General features: G+C 58.8%; 17 protein-coding genes and 1 tRNA gene. 7 read left to right on the plus strand and 11 right to left on the minus strand.

Going from position 1 to position 19,726, the window contains the following annotated elements; all coding sequences use genetic code 11:
- Nucleotides 1-201 precede the first annotated feature (201 nt).
- Together guaA and guaB are read right to left on the minus strand one after the other, a co-directional pair.
- Nucleotides 202-1,836: a glutamine-hydrolyzing GMP synthase gene (guaA, locus tag DARO_RS12045; protein WP_011288072.1), complete on the minus strand. Its 1,635-nt coding sequence runs from the start codon at nt 1,834-1,836 to the stop codon at nt 202-204.
- Nucleotides 1,837-1,897: 61 nt separating this feature from the next.
- Complete coding sequence (guaB, locus tag DARO_RS12050) at nt 1,898-3,361, minus strand: IMP dehydrogenase (RefSeq protein WP_011288073.1); 1,464 nt, start codon at nt 3,359-3,361, stop codon at nt 1,898-1,900.
- 63 nt (nt 3,362-3,424) lie between these two features.
- Between guaB and DARO_RS12055 the strand changes: the two genes are divergently transcribed.
- Nucleotides 3,425-3,925 carry a DUF4124 domain-containing protein gene (locus DARO_RS12055; protein WP_011288074.1) on the plus strand — a complete coding sequence of 167 codons (501 nt, stop codon included), beginning with the start codon at nt 3,425-3,427 and terminating at the stop codon, nt 3,923-3,925.
- A gap of 11 nt (nt 3,926-3,936) precedes the next feature.
- On the opposite strand, the gene DARO_RS12060 is transcribed toward DARO_RS12055, so the two are convergent.
- The gene (locus tag DARO_RS12060; RefSeq protein WP_011288075.1) at nt 3,937-4,263 is read right to left on the minus strand and encodes an RnfH family protein; all 327 of its coding nucleotides are present in this window, start codon (nt 4,261-4,263) and stop codon (nt 3,937-3,939) included.
- On the minus strand, nt 4,256-4,699 hold the full coding sequence (locus tag DARO_RS12065) for a type II toxin-antitoxin system RatA family toxin (protein ID WP_011288076.1): 444 nt from the start codon (nt 4,697-4,699) through the stop codon (nt 4,256-4,258). The genes DARO_RS12060 and DARO_RS12065 overlap by 8 nt, the downstream gene beginning before the upstream one ends.
- Before the next feature lie 59 nt (nt 4,700-4,758).
- On the opposite strand from DARO_RS12065, the gene smpB reads away from it, so the two are divergent.
- Entirely contained in the window at nt 4,759-5,208 is a 450-nt protein-coding gene (gene smpB, locus DARO_RS12070; protein WP_011288077.1) for an SsrA-binding protein SmpB, read from the plus strand.
- Between the two features lie 107 nt (nt 5,209-5,315).
- On the plus strand, nt 5,316-5,951 hold the full coding sequence (locus tag DARO_RS12075; protein WP_011288078.1) for a response regulator transcription factor: 636 nt from the start codon (nt 5,316-5,318) through the stop codon (nt 5,949-5,951).
- Between the two features lie 15 nt (nt 5,952-5,966).
- Here the strand turns inward: DARO_RS12075 and DARO_RS12080 are convergent, their stop codons facing one another.
- Nucleotides 5,967-6,338 carry an Hpt domain-containing protein gene (locus DARO_RS12080; protein WP_011288079.1) on the minus strand — a complete coding sequence of 124 codons (372 nt, stop codon included), beginning with the start codon at nt 6,336-6,338 and terminating at the stop codon, nt 5,967-5,969.
- 185 nt (nt 6,339-6,523) lie between these two features.
- A tRNA-Asp gene (locus DARO_RS12085) sits at nt 6,524-6,600 on the minus strand.
- 110 nt (nt 6,601-6,710) lie between these two features.
- Here DARO_RS12085 and menD point away from each other — a divergent pair.
- The 4 genes from menD to DARO_RS12105 are packed head-to-tail and all read left to right on the plus strand — an operon-like array spanning nt 6,711 to nt 12,796.
- Entirely contained in the window at nt 6,711-8,324 is a 1,614-nt protein-coding gene (gene menD, locus DARO_RS12090) for a 2-succinyl-5-enolpyruvyl-6-hydroxy-3-cyclohexene-1-carboxylic-acid synthase (protein WP_011288080.1), read from the plus strand.
- 43 nt (nt 8,325-8,367) lie between these two features.
- Nucleotides 8,368-9,219 carry an NADPH-dependent 7-cyano-7-deazaguanine reductase QueF gene (gene queF, locus DARO_RS12095; RefSeq protein WP_011288081.1) on the plus strand — a complete coding sequence of 284 codons (852 nt, stop codon included), beginning with the start codon at nt 8,368-8,370 and terminating at the stop codon, nt 9,217-9,219.
- Between the two features lie 32 nt (nt 9,220-9,251).
- Nucleotides 9,252-11,834: a DNA mismatch repair protein MutS gene (gene mutS, locus DARO_RS12100; protein ID WP_011288082.1), complete on the plus strand. Its 2,583-nt coding sequence runs from the start codon at nt 9,252-9,254 to the stop codon at nt 11,832-11,834.
- On the plus strand, nt 11,831-12,796 hold the full coding sequence (locus tag DARO_RS12105) for a metallophosphoesterase (RefSeq protein WP_011288083.1): 966 nt from the start codon (nt 11,831-11,833) through the stop codon (nt 12,794-12,796). Before mutS ends, DARO_RS12105 begins: the two co-directional genes overlap by 4 nt.
- 84 nt (nt 12,797-12,880) lie before the next feature.
- On the opposite strand, the gene DARO_RS12110 is transcribed toward DARO_RS12105, so the two are convergent.
- From DARO_RS12110 to DARO_RS12130, 5 genes are all read right to left on the minus strand, one after another.
- Nucleotides 12,881-13,381 carry an FKBP-type peptidyl-prolyl cis-trans isomerase gene (locus DARO_RS12110; RefSeq protein ID WP_011288084.1) on the minus strand — a complete coding sequence of 167 codons (501 nt, stop codon included), beginning with the start codon at nt 13,379-13,381 and terminating at the stop codon, nt 12,881-12,883.
- Nucleotides 13,382-13,601: 220 nt separating this feature from the next.
- A complete protein-coding gene (gene fadB / locus DARO_RS12115; protein WP_011288085.1) occupies nt 13,602-15,737 on the minus strand; it encodes a fatty acid oxidation complex subunit alpha FadB in 2,136 nt (711 codons plus the stop codon).
- A gap of 20 nt (nt 15,738-15,757) precedes the next feature.
- Entirely contained in the window at nt 15,758-17,311 is a 1,554-nt protein-coding gene (locus tag DARO_RS12120) for an acyl-CoA synthetase (protein ID WP_011288086.1), read from the minus strand.
- Nucleotides 17,312-17,326: 15 nt separating this feature from the next.
- Entirely contained in the window at nt 17,327-18,514 is a 1,188-nt protein-coding gene (locus DARO_RS12125; protein ID WP_011288087.1) for a thiolase family protein, read from the minus strand.
- A 36-nt stretch (nt 18,515-18,550) separates the two neighbouring features.
- Complete coding sequence (locus tag DARO_RS12130; protein ID WP_011288088.1) at nt 18,551-19,687, minus strand: acyl-CoA dehydrogenase family protein; 1,137 nt, start codon at nt 19,685-19,687, stop codon at nt 18,551-18,553.
- Between the last annotated feature and the right edge of the window lie 39 nt (nt 19,688-19,726).

Here is a 19,726-nt window from a genome sequence, read left to right on the forward strand (position 1 = left end):
CCGTCATCCGATACCGTCAGAGCATTTGACGGTATCAACTTGGGTCGTTCAAGGACCAGATCTCTATACCGTCAGCAATACCGACACTTTAGTCGAGCTTTGCTAGGACGGCGTGAGACGCCATGAGACGCTAACTGGTTGTTATAGCGGGTATATTTTACAAAATCTGGACGGTGTGAAACGACTTGAAATGATGATAAATTATTCCCACTCGATCGTAGCCGGCGGCTTGCCTGACACGTCATAAACAACGCGGTTCAGACCCCGGACTTCGTTGATGATGCGATTGGAAACCCGGCCAAGCAGCTCATACGGAAGGTGCGCCCAGTGTGCCGTCATGAAGTCGCTGGTCACCACGGCGCGCAAGGCGACGACATTCTCGTAGGTCCGACCATCCCCCATCACGCCAACGCTCTTGACTGGCAGGAAAACGGCAAAGGCCTGGCTGGTCAGGTCGTACCAGCTCTTGCCGATGTCGGCTTCAGTGCAGGCACCGGCCGCCACATCACGTTCGGTTGCGTGGGTGGCACGCAGTTCATCGATGAAAATGGCATCAGCGCGTTGCAACAGATGAGCCGCCTTCAGCGTGACTTCGCCAAGAATCCGAACCCCTAAGCCCGGCCCCGGGAACGGGTGGCGATACACCATCTCGCGTGGCAGTCCGAGGGCAATGCCCAGTTCACGGACTTCGTCCTTGAACAACTCACGCAGCGGCTCAAGCAATTTGAGGTGCATATCTTCCGGCAGGCCGCCAACGTTATGGTGGCTCTTGATCGTGTGAGCGCCCTTCTTGCCCTTGCCGGCCGACTCGATCACGTCCGGGTAGATCGTGCCCTGGGCCAGCCACTTGGCAGCGGCAAGCTTTTTGGATTCAACCTGGAAAACTTCCACGAATTCCTTACCGATGATCTTGCGCTTCTGCTCGGGGTCGGAGACACCGGCCAGCTTGCCCATGAAGTCATCAACGGCATCTACACGGATGACCTTGACGCCAAGATTACGGGCAAACATCTCCATCACCATGTCGCCTTCGTTCAGGCGTAGCAGGCCGTGATCGACAAAAACGCAGGTCAGCTGGTCGCCGATTGCCTTGTGGATCAGCGCCGCGGCAACACTGGAATCGACACCGCCGGACAGGCCGAGAATGACTTCCTCGTCGCCGACCTGACGCCGGATGGCATCGACCGCCTCGGCGATGTAGTCGCCCATGACCCAGTCAGTGCCACAGCCGCAGATGCCATGCACGAAACGTTCGAGGATGGCGCGGCCCTGCTGGGTGTGCGTCACTTCCGGGTGGAACTGAACAGCGTAGAACTTGCGGCTCTCGTCGGCCATCGCCGCAATCGGGCACGAGGCGGTCGAAGCCATCTTGACGAAGCCGGCCGGCAGTTCCATGACCGAATCGCCGTGGCTCATCCAGACCTTGAGCATGCCGTGACCTTCCGGACTATAAAAGTCGGCAATATCGTTGAGCAGTGCCGTGTGGCCGTGGGCGCGGACTTCCGAGTAGCCAAATTCGCGGGATTTGCCCGCTGCCTCGGCGGTCATCACCTTGCCACCCAGTTGCTGGGCCATGGTCTGCATGCCGTAGCAAATGCCGAGAACCGGAACACCGAGTTGGAAAACCACTTCCGGCGCTCGCGGCGTATCACCCTCGGTCACCGAACTTGGGCCACCCGACAAGATGATGCCCTTGGCGCCGTAATTGCGAATAAATTCTTCGGAAACGTCGTACGGATGAATTTCGCAGAAGACCTTCGCTTCGCGCACGCGACGGGCGATCAGCTGAGTGACCTGGGAACCGAAATCGAGGATGAGGATTTTCTGGTGAGACATATTCAAGACCTTGAATGAAAAGGGCGGCTACCGGAGCCGCCCCTCTGGGACACAGGAACGATCAGTCGAGATGGTAGTTCGGTGCTTCCTTGGTGATCTGCACGTCGTGGACATGCGACTCACGGATACCGGCTGAAGTGATTTCGACGAAACAGGCGTTATCGTGCATGTGGTCGATGGTCGGGCTGCCGAGGTAACCCATCGACGAGCGCAGGCCGCCCATCAACTGGTGGATCACGGCAAGCACGGAACCCTTGTAGGGAACACGTCCTTCAATGCCTTCCGGTACGAACTTGTCGACATTGGATGTCGTTTCCTGAAAATAGCGATCCGACGAACCGGCCTGCATGGCGCCCAACGACCCCATACCACGGTATGACTTGTAGGAACGCCCCTGGAACAGTTCAACTTCGCCCGGAGCCTCTTCCGTACCGGCAAACAGGCCGCCAAGCATGACGGTATCGGCACCAGCCGCGATGGCCTTGGCGATGTCGCCGGAGTAACGGATGCCGCCATCGGCAATCATCGGTACGCCAGTACCCTTGAGCGAATCGGATACATTCTGGATGGCCGTGATCTGTGGCACGCCAACACCGGCGACGATGCGCGTCGTACAGATGGAACCAGGACCAATACCAACCTTGACGCCATCGGCCCCCATATCAACCAACGCCCGAGCGGCATCAGCCGTAGCGATGTTGCCGCCGATAACTTCGATCTGCGGGAAATTCTTCTTGACCCACTGGACGCGGTCGAGCACGCCTTGCGAGTGGCCGTGGGCGGTATCGACGACAATCACATCAACACCAGCTTCGGCCAGCAATTCAACACGTTCCTCGGTGCCGGCACCAACGCCAACTGCCGCGCCAGCGCGCAGGCGACCAGAGGAATCCTTGTTGGCCAGCGGATGCTCAGTGGATTTCAGAATATCCTTGACGGTGATCAGGCCGCGCATGTGCCACTCATCGTCGATGACCAGCACGCGCTCCAGGCGATGCCTGCGGATCAGTTCCTTGGCATCCTCGACGCTGGCGCCTTCCTTGACCGTGACGAGACGCTTGCGCGGTGTCATGATCGCCTTGACCGGTTGATCTAGATTGGTCTCGAAGCGCATGTCGCGATTGGTGACTATACCGACGACCTTGCCAGACTTGTCGATCACCGGCAGCCCGGAAATCTTGTATTGACGGGTGATTTCAATCACATCACGCACAGTCATCAACGGAGAAACCGTGATCGGATCCTTCAGAATACCGGATTCGAAACGCTTTACCTTGGCCACTTCGGCAGCTTGTGCCTTCGGTGACAGATTCTTGTGAATGATGCCGATACCACCCTCCTGGGCCATTGCAATCGCAAGGCGCCCTTCCGTCACGGTATCCATGGCAGCGGAAAGCAACGGCAGGTTCAGGGTAATGTTGCGCGTAAGCCTGGTTGCCAAGCTTACGTCACGGGGCAGAATCTGAGAGTGTGCGGGGACGAGCAGAACGTCGTCGAATGTCAGGGCTTTTTGCAGCAGTCGCATGGCCTTTAGCCTTTAATCCAAGGTCACAAAATCGTATTATACAGAAAAGCCAAGGAAACCCAGATGACCACGAAATCCTCTCTCGTTTTTGCCCTTGTTTTCGCATCCGCCACAACCAGTGTCACAACCCATGCTGAAACCTTTCAATGGAAAGACAGTAACGGGCAGACAGTTATTTCTGACGTGCCGCCACCGGCTAGCGCCAAGGGCCGACGCTCTATAGGAGGTCAGCAACCGGTCGTCGTTTCGGAGAAGATTGCAGAGAAATCAGCGGACGGCGCAAAGGCCAACGATGCACCGAAGACCACGGCAGAAAAAGATTTCGAGTTCAAAAAGCGCCAACAGGACGCCAAGGAAAAAGCCGAGAAGCAAGCCAAGGAACAAGCGGCAGAAAAGGACAAGCGGGATAACTGTGAAAACTCCCGTCGCAACCTGGCTGCGCTGGAAGCCAACCAGCCGATGGCAACCTACGATGATAAAGGTCAACAGACACAGATGGATAGCGCTCAGCGCGAACAGGAATTGGACCGTGCCCGCAGGGCGGTCGCCGAGTACTGCAAATAAGGAAGTCCGCGTTAACTCTCGGCGGCGTCGGAATCACCGGCGCCTTTTTTCATGACCTTCCCCTCGGCCGCACGTTGCTTGCGGACTTCTTTGGGATCAGCAATCAGTGGCAGATAGATTTCGACGCGATCCTTGTCGCGTAACACCGAATCGACTTTGGAAAGTTTGTTCCAGATACCAAACTTGTTCTTTTTGAGATCGATCTCAGGGTACTTATCCAACAGACCGGAAGCCTCAAGCGCTTGCTGCACCAATGCACCTTCCGGCAATTTCACACGAACGAGCTCCTGCTTGTTGGGCAGGGCGTAGCAAACTTCAATATTCAGCATTTCAGCCATGGCTGACTCCATAGACCTGTGCAGCACGACGCACAAAAGCGTCGACAAACGTGTTCGCGATATGGCTAAAAACAGGGCCAATCACTTTCTCGAACAACTTGCTGGAAAACTCATAGTGCAACTGGAATTCAATCTTGCAGGCATTTTCGGCCAAAGCCTTGAAATGCCATGATCCCTCCAAGCGGCGAAACGGACCATCGACCAGCCGGATCTTCATCAGGCGAGGATATTCCTTGTCATTTTCCGTAGTAAAGCAGGATTTGACCGAATGGTAGTTGATGTGAAGCGTCGCGACTGTCCTGGACGCGTCACGAAATTTCACCTCGGTATGGCTGCACCAGGGCAGAAACACCGGGTAATCCTCGCAGCGATCCACCAACTCGAACATGCGTTCGGCAGATTGCTCGATCAAGACTGTCTTTTCAACCAGAGCCATGCGGCAGCAGCATTCCTGTATCCTGTAGAATTCACGATTTTAATGGATCACCCGGCAGCATGAGCATTACTGTCAACAAAAAAGCCTTTCACGACTACTTTGTCGAAGAAAAGTACGAGGCCGGCATTTCCCTCGAAGGTTGGGAGGTCAAAGCCATTCGCGCCGGACGGATGAACATCAAGGAATCCTACGTCATCATCAAGGGCGGCGAGCTTTTCCTGATTGGCATGCATATATCACCGCTGGCCACCGCCTCGACCCATGTCAGCCACGATCCGACACGCACGCGCAAGCTGTTGTTGCACGCCAAGGAAATCAGCAAACTGATCGGCAAAGTCGAGCGCGCCGGATACGCCTTGGTACCGCTTGATTTGCATTTCGTACGGGGTCGAATCAAACTTGAAATTGGCTTGGCCAAGGGCAAAAAGCAGCACGACAAACGTGCCGACGAACTGGACAAGGATTCAAAGCGCGAAGCACAGCGCGCCATGAAAGAACGCCAGAGATAGTCACGCCAGACCAAGACGATTGTGTAAAAATCACCGAGGCCCAATCAAAGATGGCCTAACGGGCAATCAAAAAAAACAGGGATAACTGAACCATACTCAATTCCGGCATGAAAAAGACTCGCATCATTCTCGCTGACGACCAGTTACTGATAAGGGCTGGGATTCGGGCGATCGTTGAAACCTTGCCCGGTTTTCAGATCGAAGCAGAATGCACCGATGGCTACGAAGCCATTTCTGCAATACAACGTCTGCAGCCTGATGTTGTATTGCTCGACATTGCGATGCCCGGCCCTTCCGGCATCGAGGTGGCACGCACCATCCGACAGTTTGACCCGAACACGAAGATTTTGGTGCTATCTAGCGTTGATCGTCCGGAAATAATCGAACAAGCGCTGGCAGCAGGCGTCAATGGTTATCTACTGAAAGACTTTGTCTTGGCCGAACTACTCCAGGCGCTTGAAATGGTGCTGCATGGAGAGCGTTTTCTTTCGCCAAAAATCCGTGAGATGTCGCGATTTAGTGACGCAGAGGGCACCTCCGGAAGCGGCACCCAGCTGACTGCTCGACAAACGGAAATTCTCCGACTGGTTGCCTCCGGGAGAACCACCAAGGAAATTGCCCGGGATTTGGGAATCAGCCCAAAAACAGTGGAATTTCACCGCAGCAGACTGATGGAGCGCATCGGCGTTCACGATGTCACCGGCCTTACCCGCTTTGCGTTACAAACAGGCGTAGTCTGCTGACATTCAGCAGTCAGCTCACAAATCTTTTTCCAGATAGGAAGCCAGTTCGCCGGCCATGCACAGCATGCACTGACTTAGAGAGTCGGCCATCGAATTCCAGTCGCCCTCCCCCTCATGTACTGCCTGCTCAAACTCCTTGGCCAGATCGACGCATCGATGGCCCGAGAACAACACACAACTGCTGCGAATGTCGTGCAGCGCATCCTTCAGGGCAGGAATATCCGCAGATTTGAGCGCACCCTGCATCCGCTGTATCAAAACCAGATGGCTTTCCAGAAAGAGTTTGATCAAGCGCTCTGCGGTCGCGTGATTACGACCAAGGTTGACCAACAGGTACTCTAGATTGCAGAGGCTATCGCCCTGCAGATTGCTGATTCTCTCCGCCATTACCGGGCACCCAGACTTTTTTGTATTGTTTGGTCACAGCTTAGAACCAATGGCGCAAGGCCGTGAACTCGGCATTACCCTAGGGAGAGATTGATAATTCAGCAGCCGCCGGCAATTGCCAGAAGCTAGCTGCCAGAAAAAGAAAAAGCCCGAAAAGCGGGGCTTTCGGGCTCTAACAATAATTCTGGCGGAGTGGACGGGACTCGAACCCGCGACCCCCGGCGTGACAGGCCGGTATTCTAACCAACTGAACTACCACTCCGCGTTGGACCACGCAGATATCCTGGTGGCAAAGAACGGGGCGAATAATAGCACGCTCCGAGCAGGCGGCAACGACTACAATTTCGCTTTTCAAAACCCGCAGATGATGTAATGACCGATATCGGCACGCTCAATTTCACTTGGTCGCAAGCCATCATTGGCGGTTTCGTCGCTGCCGGCATTACTGACGCGGTCATCTCGCCTGGATCACGCTCAACACCTCTGGCGCTTGCCATGCTCAGACAAGCTGGTCTGCGCTGCCATATCGCGATTGACGAGCGTAGCGCCGCTTTTTTTGGATTGGGCCTAGCCAAGAGCAGCCATTGCCCGGTGCTATTGTTGGCTACATCGGGGACTGCACCGGCGAATTGGTTGCCGGCCGTGATTGAGGCCAGCCAGTCCGGCATACCACTGATTCTGATTTCCGCCGATCGCCCACCGGAGCTTCAAGACTGCGGCGCCAACCAGACCGTCAGCCAGCCAGGCCTGTTCGGCTCCCACACGCGAGCCAGCTACACATTGGGCACACCGGAGCCGGGCTTTAACCCTGGCTACTTGCATCGCGTGGCCAGACAGGCCTGCGAGCAGGCAAGCTGGCCACACCCCGGCCCCGTCCATATCAATCAGCCATTCCGTGAGCCAATGCTGCCATCAGAGCCAGTACTCTCTGGGGAAATGCCGGAAAAAATAAGCATCTCCCATCCCGACCTCCAGCCGGACCTGAATGCACTAGGCGATCTGGCCCGACGTATCTCCGGCCGGCCTGGCATCATCGTTTGTGGCGAGATGCCGTCCCGCGATGGACAAAACGAAGCGCTCGTCGCGCTGGCAACTCGGCTGCGTAGCCCGATTTTCGCTGAACCCCTGTCCGGTCTTCGTTTCGGTCCACATGATCGCTCGCACCTTTGCGTCCGCTACAACGACTGGCTAGGCAAAACCGATCTTGTGAGTCAGTACAGGCCGGAATGGGTCATTCGTTTTGGCGCCTATCCAGTTACCCGAAACTTGCAGAAGCTCGTCTCCGAGATCACGGAGACACACGCGCTCGTCGACCCATGGCCACGCTGGATCGATCCGGCACGCAGACTGACTCACTTGCTACGCTCGGAACCTGCGGCTATTTGTAAAGCACTGCTGGATCTTTCTCTTGTGCCGTTTTCCGAGACATGGCTTTCCGCCTTGGCCAAGTTTGAAGGGAACGCCGAAGCGGACGAGCAAAGAAACCATATTCACGTACTGCTCGAAGAAGTGCCGGACGATACGGATCTATTCGTCGGCAACTCCCTGGCCATTCGGCAAATGGACACCCATTCCGGCAGTGCCGACAAGACACTTCGCATTTACGCCAATCGTGGCGCCAGCGGCATCGACGGCAATATTTCCACTGCAGCAGGAATTGCGGCCAGCCGTGGGCGGGCGGTTGCCCTGATTGGGGACCTGACCTGCCAGCACGACCTTGGAGGCCTGGCCCTGGCCCAGGGCCAGAACATAGTCATCATCGTGGTCAACAACGGCGGCGGCGGTATTTTTGATCACCTGCCCCAACGTGATCTGCCCGAATTCACCCAAGGCTGGCGTACGCCACAAAATGTAAACTTCGAGCACGCGGCAATGGCCTTCGGTTTAGGCTATGCCGCTACCCATTCCGATGACGATTTACGGCCGGCCCTGCGCCACGCATTTGCTGCTGGCGGCCCGCACCTGATCGAACTCAGGCAATGCTGATGCAAGCGGCTTGCAAACAGCCTTGCAGGTAAAATTCGCCCCCATGACCTTGACCACAACGCACATCGCCGATCCCAGCCACGCCTCCCCCTTGGGTAAGGCGACCGAATATCAGAGCCACTATGCGCCTGAGCTGCTCTACCCGATCCCGCGCCAACTCAAGCGCAGCGAACTCGGCATCACTGATGCCAATCTGCCATTTGTCGGCGAGGATCTGTGGAACGCTTACGAACTATCATGGCTGAATTCCAAGGGAAAGCCAGTGGTCGCCGTAGGCACTTTCCGGGTACCGGCCAATAGCCCGAATCTGATTGAATCCAAATCGTTCAAGCTCTATCTGAACTCGTTCAACCAGTCCTCTTTCGACAACATCGCAGCCGTCAGCGCGACGATGAGCCGCGACCTTTCTGCCGCAGCCGGCAGCCCTATTATCGTGACACTGGAGCCGCTATCGGCATCACCATTGGCTTCGATCGGCACTCCCGACGGCATCCTGCTTGACGAACTCGATATCACCTGTGACCGCTATCAACCGGAACCGGCACTGTTGGCCACCCTGCCGGGTGAAAACGTCGAGGAAACACTGTATTCCCATCTCCTGAAATCAAACTGCCTGGTCACTGGCCAGCCAGACTGGGCAATGGTCGTCATCCGCTACCGCGGCAAGCCCATCGACCGCGCCGGCTTGCTGCGCTATATCGTCTCCTTTCGCAATCACAACGAATTCCATGAGCAATGTGTCGAACGGATCTTCTCGGACATCCGAGTGCGCTGCCAGCCTGAAGTGCTGGCCGTCCATGCCCGCTATACCCGGCGCGGCGGACTCGACATCAACCCATTCCGCAGCACTGGCGACTACGCGGCCCCTGACAACACCCGCGAAATCCGCCAGTAATCAGGCAAGACAGAAGAACAATCTATAGAACAATGGTTAAAGACAAAGCCCCCGACCTGTCCAAGCACACACCGATGATGCGCCAATATCTGGCGCTCAAGGCCAATCATCCGAACACCCTGCTGTTTTACCGGATGGGCGATTTTTATGAGCTGTTCCATGAGGATGCCGAAAAGGCTGCACGCCTGCTCGACATCACACTAACGACGCGCGGCCAGTCAGCCGGCGTGCCGATCAAGATGTGCGGCATTCCCTTCCACTCGCTGGAGCCTTATCTGGCCCGTCTGGTCAAGCTGGGCGAATCGGCGGTCATCTGCGAGCAGATCGGCGATCCGGCGACCAGCAAGGGGCCGGTCGAGCGCGCCGTGGCGCGCATCGTGACGCCCGGAACGCTGACCGATGCGGCATTGATCGACGACAAGCAGGATCTTTGGCTGCTGGCAGTCACGACGCACCGCAACACGGCCGGTATCGCCCGCCTGAATCTGGCCAGTGGCGAATTTATCCTGATCGAGGTACCCACCGAGCAAATACCGGCGACGCTGGAGCGCATCCGGCCGGCTGAAATTCTTTATCCCGAAAGCTGGACGCCAAATTTCGGCGTCGACGTTGCCCGCACTCGCCAGCCGGACTGGTATTTCGAATTCGACTCGGCGCGCCGCCTGCTTTGCGACCAGTTCGAGGTCGCTTCGCTCGCCGGTTTTGGTGCCGAGGGCCTGAAGCCGGCCATTGCCGCTGCCGGGGCCCTGCTGCAATACGCCCAGGCGACGCAGTCCGGCAAGTTGCCGCATCTGCGCGGCTTGACCGTGGAAATCGAGGGCGCCTATCTTGGCCTCGATCTCGCCACCCGGCGTAACCTGGAGCTGACCGAGACCCTGCGCGGCCAGCCGTCGCCGACCCTGTTCTCTCTGCTCGACAACTGCGTGACCAGCATGGGATCTCGTCTCTTGCGCCACACGCTGCACCACCCTCTGCGCGCGCGCGATATTCCCGCTGCCCGTCATGGCGCGGTCGAAGCCTTGCTAGAAGACTACGGCCGACTGGGCAACGAGGTCAGAAAAGCCCTGCGCGGCATCGCTGACATCGAGCGCATTGCCGGCCGTGTCGCGCTGCGCAACGCCCGTCCGCGCGACCTGGCCAGCCTGCGCGAATCGGTGGCGCGCCTTGAGGGCCTGCGGGCGCCATTGTCTGACAGCCCCGCACCGCTGATTGCCCAGCTCTTTACCGAACTCGAAACGCCCTACCCGGCCCTCGAACTTCTGGTTCGTGCCATCGCGGCCGAACCCGGCGCCCAGGTGCGCGACGGCGGCGTCATTGCCCCGGGCTACGACCCTGATCTCGACGAACTGCGCTCGCTGAACGACAACTGTGGCGCCTTCCTGGTTGATATGGAAGCCCGAGAGCGCGAGCGCAGTGGCATTGCCAGCCTCAAGGTCGAATACAACAAGGTGCATGGCTTCTACATTGAGGTCACCCATGCCAATGTCGACAAGATTCCCGACGACTACCGCCGCCGTCAGACGCTGAAGAATGCGGAGCGCTACATCACGCCGGAACTGAAAGCCTTCGAGGACAAGGCGCTGTCGGCCCAGGAACGCTCGCTGGCCCGTGAGAAGCTGCTCTATGAGGCCATTCTCGATGCGCTGCTACCAGTTGTCCCGACCCTGCAGACAATCGCTCGCGCCATCGCCCAACTCGACCTGCTGGCCGGCTTCGCCGAGTCGGCGCTGAAGCGCAACTGGTGCAAACCGGAATTCGCCGCCGAAACCCAGTTAAGCATCACCGGCGGCCGTCATCCGGTGGTCGAGGGCGAATTGACCAACCAGGCTGAAACCTTCATCGCCAACGACTGCCTGCTCGCCGAAAACCGCCGCCTGCTGCTGATCACCGGCCCGAACATGGGCGGTAAATCGACCTACATGCGCCAGGTGGCGCTGATCGCCCTGCTTGCCCACATTGGCTGCTACGTGCCGGCCGACCGCTGCGTACTCGGCCCGCTCGACCGCATCTTCACTCGCATCGGCGCTTCCGACGATCTGGCTTCAGGACGTTCGACCTTCATGGTCGAGATGACCGAGGCGGCCGCCATCCTGCACCACGCGACGAATCAGAGCCTGGTGCTGATGGACGAAATCGGACGCGGCACATCCACGTTTGACGGCATGGCGCTGGCTTTCGCCATCCTGCGCCACCTGATCGAGAAAAACCAAAGCCTGACGCTATTCGCCACGCACTATTTCGAATTGACGCGGCTGTCGCACGAGTACTCCGAACTGGCCAACGTCCATCTCGGCGCCGTCGAGCACAACGACCGCATCGTCTTCATGCATGCCGTCGAAGAAGGCCCGGCCAACCAGAGTTACGGTATCCAGGTCGCCGCACTGGCCGGCATCCCAACCGCCGTCGTCCGTGCTGCACGCAAGCAACTGCGCGAATTCGAACAGCGGGCGGCCGTCGATCCGCTGCAGCCCGACCTCTTCGCTCAGGGCGCACCCGAGCCGGCCGAACCGGAGCCGCATCCAGTCGTAGAGCAACTCGCCGCCATCGATCCGGACAGCCTGACGCCGCGCGAAGCGCTCGATGCCCTGTATGCCTTGAAAGGCCTTTTGCGGTGACAGGCTGGTGGTCGGTCGCCATATCGCGCTGCATCCTGCTCCGCAATCTGCTACCGGCCCTGGCACTTGTTGCAGTGGCCATCTCGGCAGAGGCGGAAAGCTGGCGCTTTGCACTGATTGGCGACACCCCCTACAGCAGCCATGAGCGCTCCGAACTGCCAAAGATGCTGTCCGCTATCGCCGACAGTCAGGTGGATGTCATCACGCATATCGGTGACATCAAGTCCGGCGCCAGCCGCTGCGATGACGAGGTATATGCCGATCGCTTCGCCCTGTTCAATGCCAGCCGGGCGCCCTTTGTCTTCGTCCCGGGCGATAACGAATGGACCGATTGCGAGCGCCTCAATAACGGGGCTTACGAACCGCTTGAGCGACTGGAAAAGCTGCGCAGCCTGTTCTGGAACAGCAACCAATCGCTCGGTCAACAGACGCTGACCGTCGAGCGCCAACCGGGAAGCTACCCCGAGCACGCCCGGTTTCGCCTCGGTCCGGTGCTGTTCGTCACGCTCAATCTTCCCGGTGGCAACAACAACTGGGGGCTGACCGGAGAACCAAGGGCCGAGTATGCAGCCCGGAATCCCGTCACACTCGCCTGGCTGAAGGAAAATTTCGCCCTGGCCCGCCGCGAAAAGCTGTCAGGCATAGTCCTGCTGTTCCAGGCAAATCCGGGTTTCTCTCACCATGCCCAGGGATTGGCTCACCGCGGTTATCGCGATTTTCTCGACACCCTGAGCGCAGAAACCCTGCATTTTCAGGGTCAGGTCGTCGCGGTTCACGGCGATACCCACATGAACCGGATCGACCACCCCATGCGTGATCAGGCCGGCCGTCCGATACAGAACTTCATCCGGATTGAAACCTTCGGCTATCCGTTCATGGGCTGGACCACCGGCACGATCGATACGACCTCGCCTGCCCTGTTCCGCTTCGAAAATCACCCCTGGCCGCCAAAGCCGGATTGACGCAGCACAGCAGGAAGCACAATAAATCGGGGGCAAAAAAATACCCGCCGCAGCGGGTATCTTTCCATCCGGCTGAAACCGGAATCAGTGGCAGGTTTCGCCATCTTCATCCGGGTGATGGACGTGACCGTGTTCGACTTCTTCCTCGCTAGCCGGGCGAATCGACGTCACCGTGCAGGTGAACACCAGTGCCATGCCGGCCAAGGGGTGATTGCCGTCGAGGACGACCTTGTCGTCGGCGATATCGGTGACGCGATAGATGATGAAGTCATCCTCGCCGCCATCTTCCGGACCGCCTTCGAACTGCATGCCAACCTGGAGTTCCTTCGGAAAATCCTTGCGCGGCTCGATCTGCACCATCTCGGCATCGTAGTCACCAAAGGCTTCGTCGGGCTGCAGCTTGACCTGGATCGATTCGCCAATCTTCTTGCCCTGCATGGCTTCTTCGATTTTCGGGAAGATGTCTTCATAACCACCATGCAGGTAGACCAACGGCTCACGGCCTTCATCGACCACTTCGCCATCCGGATCGGTGACGTGGTAGTCGAGGGTAACGACGGTATTCTTGGCGACTTGCATGTTCATTCTGTGGCATTCCTAGTATTGATGGGCTTTTTCAGCAAACTACGGATATTGCCGCCAGCACGTGGCACATCCTGAGTCCGCCAGATTGGCGAATTCTACCACCACACCCTCTCTACCCTATCCGGTAGCGCCAACGAACACTAGCGACCTTGGTGCCCCGGATCATCCCCCAAGAGAAGGCTAGCCCACTGTCTCTCCTGGGGGGTTGCCGTTCGTTCAGTCAATAGAACTGCGCGCCCGAAGCCGCCATGCTCCTTATTTTGTCGGTTACCCGATACTGTGGTCCCAGATGGCCGTGCTTCTCGCCGAGCGCAACGACCTTCGGAAGCCCAAGCCAGTCGGCGTATTTCAGCGGGCCACCGAGGTATTGCGGGTAGCCGATACCGAGCAGCATGGCGACATCGAGTTCCCCCGCCGTGGCGACAACACCGTCTTCCAATGCCCGGGCCGCTTCGAGGATGGAACTCAACATCATGCGCTCGACAATCTCTTCATCCGAGACTTCTCTTGGCGGCGAAAGCTGAATAGGTTTCAGCAGGGGATAGCTGTCCTCGGCAACCGTTTTCTTCGGCTTGCCGGTGGGGTCGTTCTCGTAGCGATAGAAGCCAATACCGTTTTTCTGGCCATAGCGCTGGTTGGCGACCATCACGGCCAGCGCATTGTTTTCCTGGATCGGCATCACGGCGGGATAACCGGCCGAAATGACATCGAAGACATGGCAACCAGTGTCAATGCCCACCACGTCCATCAGATAAGCCGGCCCCATTGGCCACCCGAAGACTTCCATCACGCGATCGATACGCACGAAATCGACCCCATCGGCCACCAGGTCGAGAAAAGCCCGAACATAAGGGGTCAGGATACGGTTAACGAGAAACCCCGGGCAGTCCTGCACGACAATCGGTGTCTTGCCCATGGTTACTGCATAGTCGACCGCAGTCGAAACCGCGACATCGCTGGTCCTGCTGCCCTTGATGACCTCGACTAGCGCCATCACGGGGACCGGGTTGAAGAAATGCATGCCCACGAAATTTTCCGGGCGTTGCAAGGGCATGGCGATTTCATCGATACGCAGGCTGGACGTATTGGAAGCGATGACGGTATCCGGCGCGACCGCCTGTTCCAGTTCGCTCAGCACCGCATGCTTGACCTTCAGGTTCTCGATGATGGCCTCGACGACAAGATCACAATCGGAAAAGCCGGCGTAATCGAGCTGCGGCTGGATGGAGGTCAGTACCTGCTGCCCCTTTGCCTCGCTGACCCGACCGCTCTTGATCTGGCGACCAATCTGTTTTTTCGCCTCGGCCATACCCAGATCAAGCTGCTGCCGGGAAATATCCTTGAGCCGGACCGGCACGCCCTTCAGGGCGCTGGTGAAGGCTATCCCGCCCCCCATGATACCGGCGCCAAGCACCGCGGCCGAGCGGACCCGACGGGCATTGGCACGGTGCCGACCGAACAGCTTCTTCAAGGCTTGCTGGTTATGGAATCCCTGGATCATCGCGCCTGCCGCCTGGGTTTTGACAACCTTGAGCAAAGCGTGGCGTTCTTCATCGAGGGCCAGATCCCGGCCTTTACCCGCACCGCGCGCCATCGATGCGATGGCCATCGCTGCCGCCGGCAAATGGACAGCGAGTGCCTTTGCCTGCCTGGTCAAGGCGTCGGCGAAGACGGCATCATGGTGACCGGGAATCGCGCCCTGCTTCTTCCGGCGAATTGCCGCAACATCGATCTCGCCCGCCATTGCCCTGCCCAGAAGACTCAGGGCTTGCTCCTGCAGTTGCTCGGCCGGACTGACGGCATCGACCACCCCGGCGACCAGCGCCTCGGCAGCACGCCGCGGCTTTCCGGAGGCCACCCAATCGACGGCGACCTGTGCACCGGCCAGACGCCCCAGGCGAACCGTGCCACCGTAGCCGGGAAAAATTCCCAAAGTAACCTCGGGTAGGCCAATCTGGGCGTTCTCGGCCATCACGCGCAGCGTCGCGCCCAGCGCAAATTCAAGACCGCCACCCAGCGCCATGCCATTGATGGCGACGACACTTGGAATCGGCAAATCCTCGAAGGCACAGAATATCTGATTGGCCCAGCGCATATGGGCATCAAGCGCTGCTTCGTCCCGGCCAAAGAGTTCGCCGAACTCCTTGATATCCGCGCCGACGATGAAATTATCCTTGGCGCTGCTGACCAGCAAGCCGCGCAGGCTGGTATCGGCTGCCACCAGCTTGACTGCAATTTCGATTTCTTCAAGCGTGGCACGATCCAGCTTGTTGATCACACTCTCCTGGCGGTCGAAAACGAGGTGTGCAACATCATTGTCGAGACGATGGACTGCCATGCATTTCCCTGAAAACATCAGGTTCTCCTTTATCTTATCTAGACCGAATATTCCCGACGCAACTCGCGTTTCAACAGTTTGCCGGCAGTGTTGCGGGGCAATTCCTGTTTGAAGAAGATGCTTTTCGGCACCTTGAAAGGGGCAATCCGGCCTTTGGCAAAATCGATCAACTCCGCTTCGCTGACCTGAGCCCCGACCTTCAAGCTGACGACGGCACTCACCGCTTCGACCCATTTTTCATCGGGCAGCGCAATCACTGCCACTTCGGCGACGGCCGGATGGGTGTAGAGACACTCCTCGACCTCGCGGCTGGAAACCACCACGCCGCCAGTGTTGATCACGTCCTTGATGCGATCGCAAATGAACAGGAAACCGTTTTCGTCGATGTAACCGACGTCGCCGGAATGGAACCAGCCGCCCAGGAAAGCCTCTTCGGTCTGATCCGGCTTGTCCCAGTAGCCGATCATCGCCTGCGGCGAGCGATGGATGATTTCCCCCATCTCGCCCGGCGCCATGTCTTCCATTTGTTCATTGACGACGCGGGTCTCGACGTTCATCACCGGCCGCCCGGCCGAAGCCGGCGCGATCAGATGATCCTCGGGCGACAACACCGTAGCCAGCGGCGCGATCTCGCTTTGACCGTAGCAGTTGAACACCCGCATCGAAGGCAGGCGGTGGCGCAGCTCTTCAAGCACCGGCACGGGCATGATCGACGCCCCGTAATAGCCACGGCGCAGACAGGACAAGTCATGCGTATCGAAACCCGGGTGGCGGAGCAGAGAAATCCAGACCGTCGGCGGCGCAAAGAACGAGGTAATGCCCTCCCGCGCGATCACGTCGAAACAGATATCGGGCACCGGCGCCGCGATGATCAGCGTTGTCGCCCCCATCAGCAATTGCGGCATCAGGAAGGCATGCATCTGCGCCGAGTGGTAGAGCGGCAGTGAAGCCAGCGAGCGGTCGGAGGCGCTGATTTCAAGCGCGACGATGGCACTGCCGTATTCGGCCAGCAGGGCCCGGTGGGTCATCATGGCCCCCTTGGGGTTGGCCGTCGTGCCAGAGGTATAAAGAATCTGCGCGACGCAGTTTTCGTCGATGGTAACCGCCGGCATTTGCTCGTTTCCGCGCGCCTGCGCCATGGCCAGGACATCGAGATCGCCGCCGTCGTAGAAGGTACCGTAAAGGGCACACTGCAACTCAGGCTTCAGATGTTCGACATGTCCGGCAATGGCTACATCGTGAAATACCGCCTTGGCACCCGACTGGTCTAGGATGTACTTCAACTCCCCTTCGGTCAGGGCGTAATTGATCGGCACGTGAATCAGGCCGGCCCGGTTGCACGCCAGCCAGAGCAGCACGTAGGCATCCGAGTTCTTGCCGTAAGCGGCCACCCGGTCGCCCGGCTGCAGGCCCCTGGCCAGCAAACCGTTGGCCACGCGATTAGCCGCCTGCGCCAGTTGCTGAAATGTCCAGCGCCGAGCGCCATAGAGCAAGGCTTCCTTGCTGGGCCAGCGGCGAACCGAGCGCTGCAGGGCGTCGCCCAGCGTGTTGCGAATGCTTTGTTTGATTTCCGGTGTCAATTTGTGCTCCATGAGAATGCTCCGCAATCAGGCCAGACGTTCGATGATGGTGGCGGTCGCCATGCCGTGGCCGATGCACATGACCTGCAGGCCGAAACGGCCGTTGCACGACTCCAGCCCGGACAGCATCTTGGCCATCAGGCCGGCGCCGGTGCCACCCAGCGGATGCCCGTGGGCAATCGCCCCGCCCCACGGGTTAAGTTTATCCATATTGGGAGAAAACTCGCGCGCCCAGGCTATCGCCACAGTGGCAAAGGCTTCATTGACTTCGATCCAGTCCAGATCAGCAATACTCAGGCCGGCCTTCTTCAGTGCCAGACGAGTCGCCGGGATGACGCCGGTCAACTGCATGACCGGATCGGAGCCGACCACGACCCGCGCCTTGAAACGAGCCTTCGGCTTCAGGCCCAGGCGAGCGGCAGATTCGGCACTGCCGAGCACGACCGCTGCCGCGCCGTCGGACATCTGGCTGGCGTTGGCGGCCGTCACGACACCGGTTTCAGGCGTGCGGAACACCGGCAGCATGGCCGACATCTTATCGACATCAATCACCGGGCGAACGCCCTCGTCGTAATCGAGGGTAATCGCGTTGCCCTCCTTGTCGACGCCGGCCGTCGCCACGATTTCCTTATGCACGCCGGCCAGCCGGGCGGCATGGGCGCGACGATGGCTTTCGCGGGCAAATTCGTCGCACTCGGCGCGGCTGATCTGCCAGTGGTCGCCGATCAGTTCGGCGCTCTCGACCTGATGCGGGATGGCGAAGCGGGCCGTGATACCCGGGTGCAGGTTGTCGAAGCCCTTGAAATCGCCTTTGCCCAGGGTCAGGTCGAGAAACATTGGCACCCGGCTCATGTTCTCGACGCCGCAGCCTACCGAAAATTCCGCATCGCCCGCCAGAATCGACTGGGCAGCCGCATGTACCGCATACTGACTCGATCCGCACATCCGGTTCAGGCTGACACCGGGAATCTCGGCTGGCAGACCGGCCAGCAGCAAGGCCTGGCGGGCAATGTTGGCCCCCTGCTCGCCAGCCTGACTGACACAGCCGGCAATGACGTCGGCAACACCAGACACCGAAACGCCGGAACGCTTGACGGCTTCACTGACAATACCGGCCAGCAGTTCATCGGGACGGGTCTGACGGAAGGCCCCATTGCGGCGGCCAAACGGGGTACGGACGGCGGCCAGGATGACCGGATCTTGAGAATTCTGCATGTTGATTCCTTTGCGATGAATACGGGAGGAACAGGCTCAGGCCCGTTCCATGTCCCGGGCGATGATGTTGCGTTGAATTTCACTGGTGCCTTCGTAGATTTGCAGCACCTTGGCGTCGCGGAAGAGTTTTTCGACGGGGTACTCGGTGCTGTAACCCATGCCGCCAAAAATCTGGATGGCCTCGGTTGCGGCCCACATCGCGGCATCCGAGGTAAAGGCCTTGGCAATCGAGGCCTGGCTGGTATTGCGCAAGCCCTGGTCAGCCAGCCAGGCCGACTGGTAGGTCAGCAGGCGTGAGGCTTCGAGACGAATGCGCATGTCGGCTAGGCGGTGCGCGATCACCTGATGGTCGATCAGGCGTTTGCCCATCGACTGGCGTTCACAGGCATAGGCCAGCGATTCGTCGATGCAACGCTGGGTCAGGCCCAGGCCGAAGGCAGCGACCATCGGCCGCGACTGGTCGAAGGTGCGCATGGCGATCGAGAAGCCCTCACCCTCCGCCCCGAGACGATTTTCTTCGGGCACGAAGACCTGATCGAAAAACACTTCGCAGGTCGGCGCTGCCCGCTGGCCCAGCTTGCCCAGGGGCTCGCCGACGGAAAGACCAGCCGATTCGCGCTCGACGATGAAGGCGCTGATGCCCTTGTGCCCGGCGGCCGGATCGGTCTTGGCAAAGACCACCATGAAGCTGGCCAGCGAGGCATTGGAAATCCAGATTTTGCTGCCGGTCAGCTCGTAGCCACCGGCGACCCGTTTGGCCGAAGTACGAATCGCCGCGGAGTCGGAACCTGCTGCCGGCTCGGTCAGCGCAAAGCTGGCAAATTCGCCGGCCGCCAGACGTGAAAAATACTTGCGCTTTTGCGCTTCGTTGCCAGCCAGCACTATGGGTTCGGCAGCCAGGGCATTGATGCATAGCGTCGTTCCAATGCCCAGGCAGGCCCGACAAAACTGCTCGGTAATCAGGGCAACCTCCAGACAACCGAGGCCGGCACCACCGTATTCGGTGGGCAGGACGATGTTCAGCAAGCCCAGTTCCAGCGCCTTTTGCTGGACAGCGAGCGGAAATACTTTGTCCACATCGGCCTGGGCCGCCAGGGGCGCGATTTCGCGATCGGCGAACTCCCGGGCCAAGTCCTGGATCATGCGTTGCTCTTCAGTGAGGGAAAAGTCCATCGGTGTGTTTCTCCAAAATTTTGGGCGAACAAGCCCCAT

It is taken from the genome of Dechloromonas aromatica RCB (assembly GCF_000012425.1).

What these genes read in the sequence shown, in the direction of transcription:
- guaA (WP_011288072.1), bottom strand. Translation starts at nt 1,836, where the DNA reads ATGTCTCACCAGAAAATCCTCATCCTCGATTTCGGTTCCCAGGTCACT.
- guaB (WP_011288073.1), bottom strand. Translation starts at nt 3,361, where the DNA reads ATGCGACTGCTGCAAAAAGCCCTGACATTCGACGACGTTCTGCTCGTC.
- DARO_RS12055 (WP_011288074.1), top strand. Translation starts at nt 3,425, where the DNA reads ATGACCACGAAATCCTCTCTCGTTTTTGCCCTTGTTTTCGCATCCGCC.
- DARO_RS12060 (WP_011288075.1), bottom strand. Translation starts at nt 4,263, where the DNA reads ATGGCTGAAATGCTGAATATTGAAGTTTGCTACGCCCTGCCCAACAAG.
- DARO_RS12065 (WP_011288076.1), bottom strand. Translation starts at nt 4,699, where the DNA reads ATGGCTCTGGTTGAAAAGACAGTCTTGATCGAGCAATCTGCCGAACGC.
- smpB (WP_011288077.1), top strand. Translation starts at nt 4,759, where the DNA reads ATGAGCATTACTGTCAACAAAAAAGCCTTTCACGACTACTTTGTCGAA.
- DARO_RS12075 (WP_011288078.1), top strand. Translation starts at nt 5,316, where the DNA reads ATGAAAAAGACTCGCATCATTCTCGCTGACGACCAGTTACTGATAAGG.
- DARO_RS12080 (WP_011288079.1), bottom strand. Translation starts at nt 6,338, where the DNA reads ATGGCGGAGAGAATCAGCAATCTGCAGGGCGATAGCCTCTGCAATCTA.
- menD (WP_011288080.1), top strand. Translation starts at nt 6,711, where the DNA reads ATGACCGATATCGGCACGCTCAATTTCACTTGGTCGCAAGCCATCATT.
- queF (WP_011288081.1), top strand. Translation starts at nt 8,368, where the DNA reads ATGACCTTGACCACAACGCACATCGCCGATCCCAGCCACGCCTCCCCC.
- mutS (WP_011288082.1), top strand. Translation starts at nt 9,252, where the DNA reads ATGGTTAAAGACAAAGCCCCCGACCTGTCCAAGCACACACCGATGATG.
- DARO_RS12110 (WP_011288084.1), bottom strand. Translation starts at nt 13,381, where the DNA reads ATGAACATGCAAGTCGCCAAGAATACCGTCGTTACCCTCGACTACCAC.
- fadB (WP_011288085.1), bottom strand. Translation starts at nt 15,737, where the DNA reads ATGTTTTCAGGGAAATGCATGGCAGTCCATCGTCTCGACAATGATGTT.
- DARO_RS12120 (WP_011288086.1), bottom strand. Translation starts at nt 17,311, where the DNA reads ATGGAGCACAAATTGACACCGGAAATCAAACAAAGCATTCGCAACACG.
- DARO_RS12125 (WP_011288087.1), bottom strand. Translation starts at nt 18,514, where the DNA reads ATGCAGAATTCTCAAGATCCGGTCATCCTGGCCGCCGTCCGTACCCCG.
- DARO_RS12130 (WP_011288088.1), bottom strand. Translation starts at nt 19,687, where the DNA reads ATGGACTTTTCCCTCACTGAAGAGCAACGCATGATCCAGGACTTGGCC.